The following is a 14,445-nucleotide window of genomic DNA, read 5'->3' on the forward strand; positions in this document are numbered from 1 at the left end:
GGGCGAGCGGCCCCCGGTCCGCCCCGTACCAAGGGATGGGGACTTCGTGAACACCGGACTGCCCGGCGCAGCCCAAGAGGGATTCGCAGAGGAGATCTTCGAGTTCCGCGCCTCTCGGGCGCAGCACCGCATGTACTTCCTGCAGCAGCTCGCGGGCGACGCGCCCACCTACCACGTGCCGCTCTTCCACCGGCTGCGCGGCGCCGTGGACGGCGGGGCGCTGCGCGAGGCGGCGCGCGTGCTGGTCGAGCGGCACGAGGCGCTGCGGACCCGGTTCGTGGTCCAGGACGGCGAGCTGCTCCAGCTCGTCGCCCGGGAGGCCGCCTTCGAGTGGGCGGAGACGGACGTGGCGGCGGTGGCCGCCCGGTTCGGCCGGGCGCCGCAGGACACCGACGGTGTCGTCCGGGCGTGGGTCCGGGCGGAGGAGTCGAGGCCGTTCGACCTCGCGCAGGGTCCGCTCTTCCGGGTCGGTCTGCTGCGTGTGGCGGAGGAGGAGTCGGTGCTGCTGGTGGGCATGCACCACATCGTCTCCGACGGCTGGTCATGCGAGATCCTCTTCCGCGAGCTGTCCGAGGTGTACGAGGCCCTGGTGTCCGGGGCCGGGGTTGCGCTACCGGAGGTGGAGTTCCAGTACGCGGACTACTCCTGCTGGCAGGAGGAGTGGCTCGACAGCCCGGCCGCCGCGCGGCAGCGGGCGTACTGGGAGCAGCGGCTGGCCGGTGACCTGCCGGTCATGCGGCTGCCGGTGACCCGGCCGCGCGGGACGGCGGTGCACGAGCGGCGGGGGGCCTCGCTCGCCTTCCCGCTGCCGGCGGCGGAGCGGCTGCGGGAGCTGTGCGGCGGCGCGGACGCCACGCTCTTCCACGGTCTGCTGGCGGTCTTCGACCTGCTGCTGAACCGCTACACCGGGCTCGACGACATCCTGGTGGGCACGCCGATCGCGAACCGGCACCGCGCCGAGTTCGCGTCCTCGGTGGGCCTGTTCGTCAACACGACGGTGCTGCGCACCGACCTGTCGGGGGACCCGACCTTCCGGGAGCTGCTGCTCCGGGTGCGGGACGGTGTCCTCCAGGCACAGGAGCACCAGGACATGCCGTTCGAGGAGCTGGTCCGGATGAAGAATCCGGACCGGGACGCCGAGTCGTCACCCGTCTTCCAGGTGATGTTCGGCATGAACGAGGTGGGCGACCAGGCGCTGCGTTTCGCCGGGATCGAGGGCGAGCCGCTGCCGACGGACTCCGGCACGGCCAAGTTCGACCTGTCCCTGGACGTGGCGGACACCGCGGACGGCGCGACGGGGATCTTCGAGTACCGCAGCGACCTGTTCGAGGCGTCCGTCGTCGACGCCTTGGCCCGCCACTACGTGCAGCTGGTCGAGGCCGTCGTCGCCGAGCCGGACGTCCCGGTGTCGGCCCTTCGCATGCTGTCAGACGAGGAGTGCGCCCTCCTGGCGCCCGCCCCCGAGGCGTCCCCGGTGCCGGTCTCCCGCCTGCGGCCGGTGCACGAGCTGTTCGCCGAGTGGGCCTCCCGCACCCCGGACGCCGTGGCGGTGGTCGACGGCGCGCTCCGCATCGGCTACGGCGACCTGGACCGCCGGGCCAACCGGCTCGCGCACCACCTGCGCGGGCTCGGCGTGGGCCCCGGTGTGATGGTCGGGTTGAGCATGGAGCGGTGCGCGGACCTGGTGGTGGCGCTGCTCGCGGTGCTGAAGGCAGGCGGGGCGTACGTGCCGCTGGACCCGGCGTATCCGGTGGACCGGCTGCGCCTCATGGTCGAGGACTCCGGGCTGCGGACGATCGTGACCGGCGGGGAGGTTCAGCGCTGGTGGGCCGGTCCGGCAGGGGAGGGTGTCGACTTCGACGGGGCGGTGGTCGACGTGACCGCCGACCGGGAGGTGCTGGAGGCGTACCCGGACACGCCGGTCGCCGCCGGCGCGGGCCCGGACGACCTCGCGTACGTCATCTACACCTCCGGTTCGACCGGCCGCCCCAAGGGCGTGCTGATCCCGCACCGCAACATCAGCCGGCTGTTCACCTCCACGGACCACTGGTTCGGCTTCGGCCCCGGGGACGTGTGGACCCTGTTCCACTCCTACGCGTTCGACTTCTCTGTCTGGGAGCTGTGGGGTGCCCTCGCGTACGGGGGCCGACTGGTCGTCGTCCCGTACGAGACGAGCCGGGAGCCCGCGGCCTTCCTGCGGCTGCTGCGCGAGCAGCGGGTCACCGTGCTCAACCAGACGCCGTCGGCGTTCCACCAGCTGATGCGGGCCGAAGAGGCCGCCGGCGGCGAACCGTCGGAGCTCGCCCTGCGCTACGTGGTCTTCGGCGGCGAGGCGCTCGAACCGGCCTCGCTGCGCGGCTGGTTCGACCGGCACGGGGACGCCGCCCCGCAGCTGGTGAACATGTACGGCATCACCGAGACGACCGTGCACGTCACCCACCGCCCGATCACGCTCAAGGACCTGGAGGCCGGCAGCGGCAGCGTCATCGGCGAGCCGATCCCCGACCTGCACCTGTACGTGCTGGACCCGCAGGGTCGGCCCGTCCCCGCCGGGGTGCTGGGCGAGCTGTACGTGGGCGGTGCCGGCCTGGCGGACGGCTACCTGAACCGGCCCGAGCTGACCGCCGAGCGGTTCGTCCGGCACCCGTTCTCGGACGACCCGGCCGAGCGGCTCTACCGCACCGGCGACCTGGCCCGCCGACTGCCCGACGGGGACCTGGAGTACTGCGGCCGCACCGATGCACAGATCCAGCTGCGCGGCTTCCGGATCGAGCTGGGCGAGATCGAGGCGGCTCTGGTCGACCACGGACTGGTCCACGAGGCGGTGGTGCTGGTGCACACCGACGACGAGGGGCACGCCCGGCTCGCCGCCTACGTCACGCCGCGGACCGGAGCGGACGCCGAGGCCCTGGACGGCGAGGTGCTGCGGGCGCACGCCGCACGCCGGCTGCCCGCCCACATGATCCCGGCGACGTTCACCGTGCTGCCGGAGTTCCCGCTGACCGCGAACGGCAAGGTGGATCGCAAGCGGCTGCCCGACCCGCAGGTCGCCCGGACCGGCTCGGGCCGCCCGTACGCGGCACCGACCACGCCCGCGGAGCAGGCGCTGGCGCAGGTGTGGTCCCGCGTGCTGGACGTGGAGCGGGTGGGGATCGACGACAACTACTTCGCGCTGGGCGGGGACTCGATCCGCAGCATCCGGCTGCTGGCCCTGGCCGGCGAGGCCGGTCTGAGGATCGGCTTCCAGGACCTGATGGCCCACCAGACGATCCGCGCGCTGGCCGCGGTGGCCGCCGCCGCCGACGGCACGGACGCTGCGGGGGGCCTCGCCGGGGCGACCGCGCACCCGCCGTTCTCGCTGCTCGACCCGGCCGACCGTGCGCAGCTGCCGGGCGGCCTGGAGGACGCCTACCCGATGACCCGGCTCCAGCAGGGCATGCTGTTCCACAGCGACCTGTCGGGGGCGGGCAGCGAGTACCACAACGTGTCGACGTACCGGATCAGGGCCCGGCACAGCGAGGACGCCTGGCGGGACGCCGTGGCCGGGCTGCTGGCCCGGCATGAGATCCTGCGCACGTCCTTCGACGTGAGCGGCTTCCGGGAGCCGCTGCAGCTGGTCCACGCGGACGTCCCGACGCCGGTCACCTTCGAGGACCTGAGCGGGCTCACGCCCGCCGGGGCGGACGCCGCCGCGGAGCGCCGCTGGGAGCAGGAGAACGCCGAGCGCTTCGACTGGCGTACGGCCCCGCTGATCCGCTTCCACGTGCAGCGGCGGCCCGACGACACCGTCCAGCTCTACATCACCGAGCACCACGCGATCCTGGACGGCTGGAGCGAGCGCTCCCTGTACGCCGAGCTGCTGCTGCGCTACGGCCGCGCGCTCTGCGGCGGGGAAGCGCCGTCCGCGGCTCCGCTGCGGTCGCGGTTCTCCTCGTACGTGGCGCTGGAGCGGGCGGCGGTCGAGGACGAGGACAGCCGCCGGTTCTGGACAGGGCAGCTGGAGGGTGCCACCCTCACCCGGCTGCCCCGGGGCCGCGCGGCCGCCGGGCAGCCGGAGGACGCCGGTACCGCGGTCATGGAGTTCACCGAGCGGGCGCTGCCCGATGCGGTGCTGGAGGGGCTTTCGGCGCTCGCCCGCGACCTGGGCGTTCCGCTGCGTACCGTGCTCCTCGCGGCGCACCTGCGGGTAATGGGCCTGCTGACCGGCACGGACGACCCGGTGACCGGGGCCGTGTACAACGGGCGGGGCGAGGAGGCGGACGGCGACCTGGCGCTGGGCGTCTTCCTGAACACGCTGCCGGTGCGCGGCCGTCTGGGGGGCGGCAGCTGGTCCGACCTGGTGCGCGAGACGGCGGCGCTGGACCTGGAAATCCTGCGGCACCGCCGCTACCCGCTGGCGGAGATCATCCGCTGCACGGGTGTCTCCGAACCGTTCGAGTCCTTCTTCAACTACACCCACTTCCACGTCGAGCGGCAGCTGGACGGGCAGTCGGAGGTGGAGGTCCTGGACTCCCGGGGTGTCGCGCACACCAACTTCCCCTTCGGGGCGGAGTTCTACCGGGATGCGGTGCACGGCGGACTCGGACTGGGGCTGCGCTACGACACGGCCCGGTTCGACGCCGGGCAGATCGAGCTGTTCCACGGCTACTACGCGGCCGCGCTCACCGCCATGGCCACCGACCCGGAGGGCCGCTACGAGACCGCCGACCTGCTGTCTGCGGAGGAGCACCGGCTGTTCCGGGAGTGGAACGGCACGGCCCGGCGCTACGACCGCACGCACGTGCTGCACGTGCTGGTCGAGGAGCAGGCCCGGCGCACGCCCGACGCCCCGGCCGTCCGGTTCGGCGGCCGCTCGCTGACGTACCGCGAACTTGACGAGCGGGCGGAGCGGCTGGCCGGCCTGCTGCGGGCGCGCGGGGCCCGGCCCGGCGGCTTCGTGGCGGTGCTGCTGGAGCGCTCGCTGGAGCTGCCGGTCTGCCTGCTCGCGGTGCTGAAGGCGGGTGCCGCATACGTCCCGCTCGACCCGGACCACCCGGAGCAGCGGCTGCGCGGGATCCTCGCGGAGGCCGGGATCCCCCTGGTGATCACCCTGCCGGAGTGGGAGGCGAAGGTCTGCGGTCCGGGCACGGTGCCGGTGCACCCGGGCGCGGCGGAGACCGAGGCCGTCGGTGCGGGCACGGAGGCCGGCGCGGTGGCCGGTCCCGGAGACGCCGCGTACATGATCTTCACCTCGGGTTCGACGGGGGCGCCGAAGGGCGTCGTCGTCTCCCACCGGGCCATCGTGAACCGGCTGCTGTGGATGCAGGAGGAGTACGGGCTGCGGCCCGGCGAGCCGGTGCTGCAGAAGACTCCGGCCACCTTCGACGTCTCCGTGTGGGAGTTCTTCTGGCCGCTGCTGACCGGGGCCGTCCTGGTGCTCGCGGCTCCGGGCGGCCACCGCGACCCGGCGTACCTGGCGGAGCTGATCGAGGCCGAGCGGATCACCACGGTCCATTTCGTGCCGTCGATGCTGCAGGCGTTCGTCGAGGAGCCCACCGCCGCGGCGTGCACGAGCCTGACGCGGGTGGTGTGCAGCGGCGAGGCCCTCCCGTACGACCTCCAGCAGCGCTTCCTGGCCCGCTTCCGCGCGGAGCTGCACAACCTCTACGGGCCCACCGAGGCGGCGGTGGACGTCACGTACTGGCGGTGCACGGACGACGGCAGCGGCGTGGTCCCCATCGGGCGGCCGGTCGCCAACACCGGGCTGTACGTGCTGGACCGGCACGGCCTGCCCGTGCCGCGCGGGGTGACGGGCGAGCTGTACCTGGGCGGCGTCCAGCTGGCCGAGGGCTACCACCGGAGGCCGGACCTGACCGACCGGGCCTTCGTCCGGCACACCGACCACGCCGGGTTGACGCGCCGGCTCTACCGGACCGGGGACCTCGTGCGGCACCTGCCGGACGGAGCGCTGGAGTACCGGGGCCGCACCGACGCGCAGATCAAGCTGCGCGGGTTCCGGATCGAGCTCGGCGAGATAGAGGCGGTCCTGTCGGGCCACCCGGACGTGGCCGAGTGCGCCGTGCTGCTGCGCGGGGACCGGCTGGCCGCCTACGTGGTCATGCGTCCGGGCGCCGCGGGGGCAGCTGATCCGGCCGTGCTCTCCGCGTACGCGGCCGACGCGCTGCCCGCGTACATGGTGCCGTCGTCCTGGACGGAGCTGGCCGTGATGCCGCTGACCGGCAGCGGCAAGCTGGACCGCAAGGCGCTGCCGGCGCCGGCGGAGGGGGCGCTCGCCCGCTCCGCCGCGGCCGTGGGCCCGCGTGACGCCCACGAGGTGCAGCTGCTGCGGATCTGGACCGAGCTGCTCGGCGCGGACGGGCTGGGCGTGGAGGACGACTTCTTCGCCGCGGGCGGGCACTCGCTGCTGGCGCTGCGGCTCGTGTCCCGCATCAACGCGGCGTTCGGGCTGGGGCTGGGCGTCTCGGCGGTGCTGGCGCACCCGACGGTCGCCCGGCAGGCCGAGCTGGTCCGCGGCGGCACCGAAGCCGCCCGGCCCGGAACGGCGGTGCCCCTTCGGGCCGCCGGCACCCGCAACCCGGTCTTCCTGGTGCATCCTGCGGGCGGCAGCGTGCTGTGCTACCGCGAGCTCGCGGCTGCCCTAGGCGCGGACCAGCCCGTGTACGGGCTCGCCGCGGCCGGGCTCGAAGCCGGGGTCGCGCCCGCGGAGACGGTCGAGGAGATGGCCGAGGCGTACCTGCGCGCCGTCCGGGAGGTCCGGCCCGCGGGACCGTACCGCCTGGCCGGCTGGTCGTTCGGCGGGCTCGTGGCGCACGAGATGGCGGCCCGGCTGACAGCCGCGGGCGAGCGGGTGGAGCTGCTCGCGCTGGTGGACAGCGGCCACCCCGACGGCAGCCGCGTCCGCGGCACGGAGGCGGAGGTGCTCCTGCACTTCCTGGAGGACCTGCTGGCCTCCTCCGGGGGCGAGGGGGTATCCCCCGTGACGGCCGCCGCGCTGGCCTCGGCGGCGGCGAGCGGCGGGACCCGGGAGGGTCTGCGGCTGATCCGCGAAGAACTGCACCGGGGGGGCGCCGGAGGCGCCCCGCAACCGGACGAGCTCGCCCGCCACTACGCAGTGTTCCGGGCGAACCTGCTGGCCGCGGCGGCGTACCGGCCGCCCGTTTTCCCCGGAGCGGTGCGCCTCTACCGCAGCGCCGACGGCATCCGGGCGGGCTTCACCGAGGCGTGGGGGCGGACGGCCGGATCCGGCCTGACGGTACGCGACCTCGACACCGACCACTACGGGATCGTGCGCGGCGCGCACGCCCAGGAGATAGCGAGAGACATGCAAGACAACTTCCAGGAAGGGCCCCGACCGTGACCGACAGGAGAACGACCCTGTGGCGGCACGCCGACTTCCGCAACCTGTGGCTCGGGCTGACCGCGTCCCTGTTCGGCTCCAAGGTCACCGCCGTGGCACTTCCGCTGATCGCCGCCGTCTCCCTGGAGGCCACGCCGTTCGAGATGGGCGTCCTGGTGGCGGCGGAGGGCCTGCCGTACCTGTTCATCAGTCTGTTCGCCGGGGTGTGGCTGGACCGCAGCGCCAAGCGGCCCATCCTCATCCTCACCGACCTGGTGCGGGCGGCGCTGCTGCTGCTCCTGCCCGTGGGCTGGGCGGGCGGCTTCCTCTCCTTCCCGATACTGCTCGCGGTGTCGCTGGCCGTCGGCGCCTGCACGGTGGTCTCGGACATCGGCAGCGCCTCGTACCTGCCGCTGCTGATCGACCGCAAGGACCTGGTCGAGGGCAACAGCAAGCTGGAGCTGAGCAGCTCGGCGTCCGACATCGCGGGCAACGCGATGGGAGGCGGCCTGCTCCAGATGATCTCCGCGCCCTTCGCGGTGATCGTCAACTCGGTCACGTACCTGGTCTCCGCCGTCTTCACCGCGCTGATCCGGCACCGTGAGGCCAAGCCCGCACCGGCCGCCCAGGAGGGGGCCGGCGGGGTGGCGGTGGAGCCGAACCTGTGGCGGGAGATCGCCGAGGGCGCGCAGCCGGTGCTACGGAACCCGGTGGTGCGGACGCTCGTGAGCGCCACTCTCGTCTTCAACCTCTTCACGCTGGTGATCGAGCCGGTGTTCCTGATCTTCGTCACTCGCACGCTGGGCGTGGAGCCCTTCTACATCGGCCTGATCTTCGCCTCGGCCGGGGCCGGCGCCCTGGTCGGCGCCCTGGTCGCCGAGCGGGCGAGCCGGCTGCTGGGGATCGGGCGGGCGATGGTGGTCTCCCTGGGCATCGCCGGTCTCGCGGCCCTGCTGATCCCGCTGGCCACGCAGCTGCCGAAGATGGAGGCGTCGCTGCTCATCGTGGTCATGCACTTCGTCGACTCGGCCATGATCATCATCTACAACGTCAACCAGCGCAGTCTGCGGTCCGCGGTCACGCCGGACCATCTCCAGGGCCGGATGAACGCGACCATCCGGATGGCCGTGATGGGCGTGACCCCGGTCGGTGCTCTGGCCGGCGGCTTCCTCGGCGGTGCCCTCGGTACCCAGCAGACCCTGGTGCTCGGCGCGATCGGCGTCCTGCTCTCCGGTGTCGTGATCCTTCTGTCCGGTGTCCGGTCGGTGCGGGAGATCCCCGCCGCCGAACCCGTAGCGGTGTGAGGCGGTACAACATGAAGAACACACTCACGGGCCGCATATCCAGCGGCCCCAGCGCCCTCCTCCGGGACGAGCTGCTCGACCCGCAGTTCGCCTACGAGGCCGAGCACCTGCTCCCGTACTACGTGCAGATCGAGCGGACGCTCGTCGCCGAGTACGCGCGGATGCGGCTGATCTCCCCCGAGCAGGCCGCGGAGCTGGACGGTCTGCTCTCCGGCGCCACCCGCGAGGTCATCACGGGGCAGCAGCAGGCCAACATGTCGGACATCGCCTTTGCGCTGGAACGCCACGTGGAGAGCGGCCTGTCCGCGCCGGTGCCCGCCTGGCACCTGGACCGCAGTCGCAACGACCTCCAGGCGTGCGCCCAGCTGATGTTCGCCCGCAACCGGCTGATCGGAGCGGCGCGCTCACTGTTGGACTTCCAGGCCGCCGCGCGGGAGCTGGCCGCGGCCACGGCGGACCTGCCGATGCCCGGCTACACCCACCACCAGGCCGCCCAGATCATCACGCCGGGCTTCTACCTGGCGGCGGTCTCCGAGCACGTGCAGCACACGCTGCGCCGCCTGCTTGCCACGTACGACGGCATCGACGCCTGCCCGCTGGGCGCGGGCGCCATGTCCGGCCAGGAGCTCCCCTGGGACCGGGACCGGATGGCCGCGCTGCTCGGCTTCCGGCGGGCCCAGCCGAACGCGCTCATGTCGGTGGCCTCGCGCGGCTGGGCCCTGGAGATCACCGCCGAGTTCGGGGTCCTCGGCGTGGCGCTGAGCCGGTTCGCGACGGACCTGCTCGCCTGGGGCAGCAGCGAGTACGGGTTCATCGACCTTCCCGACGAGCTGTCCGGCATCTCCTCGGCGATGCCGCAGAAGAAGAACTTCCCGATCCTGGAACGCATCCGGGGCCGCAGCTCGCACCTGTCGTCCTTCCACATCGACGTGACGCTGGGCCAGCGCAACACGCCGTACTCCAACACCGTGGAGGTTTCCAAGGAGGCGGGGGCGCACGTCTACCAGGCGTTCGAGGCGCTCCGCAGCACCACGCGGCTGTTCACCGAGGTGCTGCGGCACCTGTCCTTCCGGACCGACCGGATGGCCGAGGTGTGCGAGCGGGAGTTCCTGGGCGGCTTCGCCCTCGCCAACTCGCTGACGCTGCGCGAGGAGGTTCCGTGGCGGCGGGCGCAGGTGATCGCAGGCCGGTACATCGTGGCGGCGGTCGCGGCGGGCCGGAAGCCCGCCGAGGGCGACCCGGAGCTGCTGCGCCGGGCCGCGCTGGAGGAGGGCCACGAACTGGCCGACCCGGCGGCCACGCTGGGCGACGCCTTCGACGTCGGCCAGGCGCTGCGCCGGATGCGGTCCAGCGGGTCGGCGCACCCGGACGCGGTGCGGACGGCGCTCGGGGCACAGCAGGAGGAGCACGAGCGGCTCGTACGGGAGTGGGCGGAGCGGGCGGCGACCGCCCGCACGACGGGGGAGGACGGGAATGGAAGCGCACGCGAGCCCCATGGCGGCTGAGATCGACATCTGCGGCACCGGCAGGGCGTTCGGCACGTTCGGCGAGCTGCTCCAGGGTGTCCTGCCGGAGGGAGACCGGCACTTCATGGTGACGTTCCCGGTCGCGGGGTGGAGCCGGGCGGTCTTCCGCCACTCCCCCGGCCGGGAGGGCTTCACCGTCTGGCCGCCGCACAAGCGCAAGGCGGTGCGGATCGCCGAGCTGGCGCTGGCCGCGGCCGGGCGGACCGGGGGCGGCTCGCTGGAGCTGAGCAGCGAACTGCCCGAGGGCAAGGGCATGGCGAGCTCGTCGGCGGACCTGGTGGCCACGGTGCGCGCGGTGGGCGCGGCGGTGGGCACGACGTTCGGGGCGGCGGAGATCGAGTCCTTCATGCGGGAGATCGAGCCGACGGACGGGGTGATGTACGACCAGATCGTCGCCTACCACCACCGCGAGGCCGAACTCCGCGAGGAGCTGGGCATGCTGCCGCCGCTGGTGATCGTCGGGCACGACGAGGGCGGCCAGGTCGACACCATCGCGCACAACCGGCAGTCCCGCCGGGTCGGCGAGGCGGAGAAGGCGGAGTACGCCGTCCTGCTGGGCGAGCTGTGCGCGGCCGTCCGGGCCGGCGACCTGGCGGCGGTGGGCCGGGTCGCGACCCGCAGCGCGGAGCTGAACGCGGCCGCCCGGTCGCGCCGGAGCCTGCCCGAACTCCAGCGGATCTGCGCGGAGACCGGCGGGCTGGGGGTGGCCTGTGCCCACAGCGGCACGGTGATCGGCATCCTCTACGCCGCCGACGACCCGGAGCTGGCCGTCAAGGTCGGGTCGGCGCTGGCGGCGTGCGCCGCGCTGCCGGGGACGACGACGGTGCACCGGTCGCTGGGCCGCGGAGACGTCTGGAGCGCCAGCTCCATGGAAGTGACGGTGCGGGAGACCACCGCGCCGGCTCGCGGGGCGAGCACCGAATCTGCCTGGGGGGCATAAAAATGATCTTCGAATCGATGAACGACGCTGTCGGCAACACACCGCTGGTCCGGCTGGACGTGCCCGCCTCGGAGGGCACCCTGGTGTACGCGAAGCTGGAACTCGCCAATGCCTTCGGCATGAAGGACCGGGTGGCCCGGAACATCGTCTCCGAGGCCCGCCGACTGGGCGTGCTGCGGCCCGGCGCGCCGATCGTGGAGAGCTCCTCGGGCACGATGGCGCTCGGCGTCGCCCTGGTCGGGCGCTCGCTCGGGCACCCGGTGCACATCGTCACCGACCCGCGGACGGATCCGACCACGCTGGCGAAGCTGCGCGCCCTGGGCTGCGAGGTCCACGTGGTCGCCGCGATGACGGACGGCGGCTGGCAGGGGGCGCGGCTCGACCGGCTGGCCGAGCTGATGCGCGAGCTGCCGGGCGCCTTCTGGCCGCAGCAGTACAGCAACCCCGACAACCCCGGCGCCTACCGGGTGCTCGCCGCGGAGCTGCTGCACGACCTCGGCCCGCTCGACGTCCTGGTCGGCGCGGTCGGCAGCGGCGGTTCGCTGTGCGGCACCGCCCGCGCCCTGCGGCGCAGCCTGCCCGGGCTGCGGGTCGTCGGAGTGGACTCGGTGGGCAGCACGCTGTTCGACCAGCCGGACGTGCCCGGCCGGCTGCAGAGCGGCCTCGGCAACAGCCTCCACCCGAACAACCTGGACCGCACCGCGATCGACGAGATCCACTGGCTGAACGACCGGGAGGCGTTCACCGCCACCCGCGAACTGGCCCGGGAGCAGCAGGTCTTCGCGGGGAACACCTCCGGCTCCGTCTACCGGGTGCTGCGCCACCTGGCTCGGACGGCCGAGCCGGGCAGCCGGATCGTCGGCATCTTCCCCGACCGCGGCGACCGCTACACCGAGACCGTCTACAGCGACGAGCACTGGGCGGCGCACCGGCTGGAGGAGCTCGCCTGCTCCGACGCCCCGGTCCGGGTGGACTACGGCACCCCCGTCCGCTCCTGGTCCTCCGCCGACCTCGGCGGTCGGCCCGCCAACCCCCGCCACCTGCTGTTCGTCGAGGCGAACACCAGCGGCACCGGCGTCCAGGCGCTGCGCACCGCGGCCGTGCTCGGCCTGACCGCGGTCCTGCTGACGAGCAACCCGGACCGGTACGCCGGCGCCGCGGAGACCGGCTGCCGGATCGTGGTGTGCGACACCAACGACGTCTCCTCCCTGCGCCGCACCATCCAGGAGCGGTTCCGGCGCGAGGAGATCGCCGGCATCACCACCACCAGCGACTTCTACGTGCCCGCGGTGGCCGGGCTGGCCGACTGGCTGGGCCTGCCGGGCAACGACGAGGCGGCGGCGAACCGCTGCCGCAACAAGGCCGAGCTGCGGCGCACGCTGGAGGCGGCAGGGGTCCCCCAGCCCCGCTTCGCGGTGGTGACGGACGCCGCCCGCACCGAGGAGGCCGTCGCCTCGGTGGGCCTGCCCTGTGTCGTCAAGCCCGCCGACGACTCGGGCTCCAACGACGTGCTGCTGTGCTCCACGGCTGCCGAGGCCGCCGTGCACGCCGCCCGCATCCTGGCCGTCGAGACCAACGTCCGCGGGCTGCCTACGGCCCGCACCGTGCTCGTCGAGGAGTACCTCGACGCGCCCGAGTACAGCGTCGAGATGTTCAGCGACGGCGACGAGGCCGCGTGCGTCGGCGTCACCGCCAAGCACCTCACCGGGATCCCGTACTTCGTGGAGTCGGGGCACGACTTCCCGGCGCCGCTCCCGGAGGCGGAGCGGGCAGCGCTGGCGGACGCGGTCACCCGGGCTCTGAAGGCGACCGGCATGCGCTTCGGGCCGACGCACACCGAGGTCAAGCTCACCGCGCAGGGCCCGGCCGTCATCGAGATCAACCCGCGGCTGGCCGGCGGCATGATCCCCGAACTGATCAGGCTCGCCACCGGATCGGACCTGCTGGAGCAGCAGATCCGGGCCGCCGCGGGACTCCCGGTGGACCTCGCCGCCCGCCGGTCCGGCCACGCCGGGATCCGGTTCCTGCTCGCCGACCGGCCCGGCGCGCTCGTGTCCGTCGACGGCACCGACGAGGCGCTGGCGGCCGAGGGGGTCGAGCGGGTGACCGTGACTGCGGCCGCGGGCCGGCCCGTACGCCCGCCGCAGAACGCGTACGACCGGCTCGGTCACGTCATCGTCCGCGGCGACGACGCCGCGCAGGTCGCGGCCGCCCTCGATGCGGCACGGCAGCACATCACCGTCCGGCTGGACGCCGACGCGTCCGCGAAGTAGGGGAAGAACAACAGTGACCATGATCGAACTGCGCAGCGACACCTTCACCTTGCCCACCCCGGCGATGATGCGCGCGATGAACGACGCCCCGCTGGGCGACGACGTCTACGGCGAGGACCCGACCGTCCGCCTGCTGGAGGAGCGCTCCGCCGACCTGCTGGGCAAGCAGTCCGCCTGTCTGATGCCGAGCGGCACCATGGCCAACCTGGCCTCCATCCTGGTGCACGCGCCCCGCGGCTCGAAGATGCTCGTCGGCGCCGAGAGCGACATTTACATCTACGAGGCCGCCGGCGCGACCGTCTGCGGGGGCGTGATGTACGAGCGCATCCCCAACCAGCCCGACGGCCGGCTCCTGCTGTCCGACCTGCGCGCCGGATTCCCCGACGACCCCGAGGACGAGCAGTTCGCCCTCCCCTCCCTGATCTGCCTGGAGAACACGCAGAACCGCTGCGGCGGCGTGGTGCTCCCGCAGAGCTACATGAAGGAGGTCTGGGAGTTCGCCCACGAGCACGACGTCGCCCTGCACCTGGACGGCGCCCGGCTGTTCAACGCCGCCACCGCCCTCGGGATCCCGGCCGCGCAGATCGCCCAGTACGCCGACTCCGTGCAGTTCTGCCTCTCCAAGGGCCTCGGCGCACCCATCGGCTCGATGGTGGCCGGCAGCGAGGACTTCATCACCGAGGTCCGCCGCGCCCGCAAGATGCTCGGCGGCGGCATGCGGCAGGCCGGCATCATCGCGGCCGCCGGCCTCGTCGCCCTGGACGGTCTGGACCGGCTGGAGGAAGACCACGCCCACGCCCGCCGGCTGGCCGAAGGCCTGGCCGGGATCGACGGGATCGAGACCGACCCCGCCGCTGTGCAGACCAACATCGTGATGTTCCGGGTCACCGACCCCCGCTTCACCTGGCAGACGTTCGTCGAGGCCGCGGGCTACCGCGGGCTCTCCCTGGCCGAGCTGGGGCACGGCAGGCTGCGGGCCGTGACCCACAACGGCGTCTCCGCGGCGGACATCGACAAGGCCGTCTCCATCGTCCGCGACGTACTCACCCAGGACCGGACCCGCTGA

General features: G+C 73.3%; 6 protein-coding genes. All 6 read left to right on the plus strand.

The window, feature by feature from the left end:
- The first annotated feature begins 46 nt into the window (after positions 1-46).
- Genes ABZ128_RS28925 through ABZ128_RS28950 form a run of 6 tightly spaced genes read left to right on the plus strand, consistent with a single transcriptional unit; the run spans position 47 to position 14,445 of the window.
- Positions 47-7,357: an amino acid adenylation domain-containing protein gene (locus tag ABZ128_RS28925; protein WP_356852019.1), complete on the plus strand. Its 7,311-nt coding sequence runs from the start codon at positions 47-49 to the stop codon at positions 7,355-7,357.
- A complete protein-coding gene (locus tag ABZ128_RS28930) occupies positions 7,354-8,640 on the plus strand; it encodes an MFS transporter (protein ID WP_356852021.1) in 1,287 nt (428 codons plus the stop codon). The genes ABZ128_RS28925 and ABZ128_RS28930 overlap by 4 nt, the downstream gene beginning before the upstream one ends.
- 11 nt (positions 8,641-8,651) lie before the next feature.
- A complete protein-coding gene (locus tag ABZ128_RS28935) occupies positions 8,652-10,145 on the plus strand; it encodes a lyase family protein (protein WP_356852022.1) in 1,494 nt (497 codons plus the stop codon).
- A complete protein-coding gene (locus ABZ128_RS28940) occupies positions 10,135-11,106 on the plus strand; it encodes a kinase (protein WP_356852023.1) in 972 nt (323 codons plus the stop codon). The genes ABZ128_RS28935 and ABZ128_RS28940 overlap by 11 nt, the downstream gene beginning before the upstream one ends.
- A gap of 17 nt (positions 11,107-11,123) precedes the next feature.
- Positions 11,124-13,379, plus strand: coding sequence for a pyridoxal-phosphate dependent enzyme (locus ABZ128_RS28945; protein ID WP_356852024.1), 2,256 nt, complete (start codon positions 11,124-11,126; stop codon positions 13,377-13,379).
- Positions 13,380-13,398: 19 nt separating this feature from the next.
- Positions 13,399-14,445 carry a GntG family PLP-dependent aldolase gene (locus tag ABZ128_RS28950; RefSeq protein ID WP_356852049.1) on the plus strand — a complete coding sequence of 349 codons (1,047 nt, stop codon included), beginning with the start codon at positions 13,399-13,401 and terminating at the stop codon, positions 14,443-14,445.

Source organism: Streptomyces sp. NPDC006326 (assembly GCF_040612915.1).
Lineage (GTDB): Bacteria > Actinomycetota > Actinomycetes > Streptomycetales > Streptomycetaceae > Streptomyces.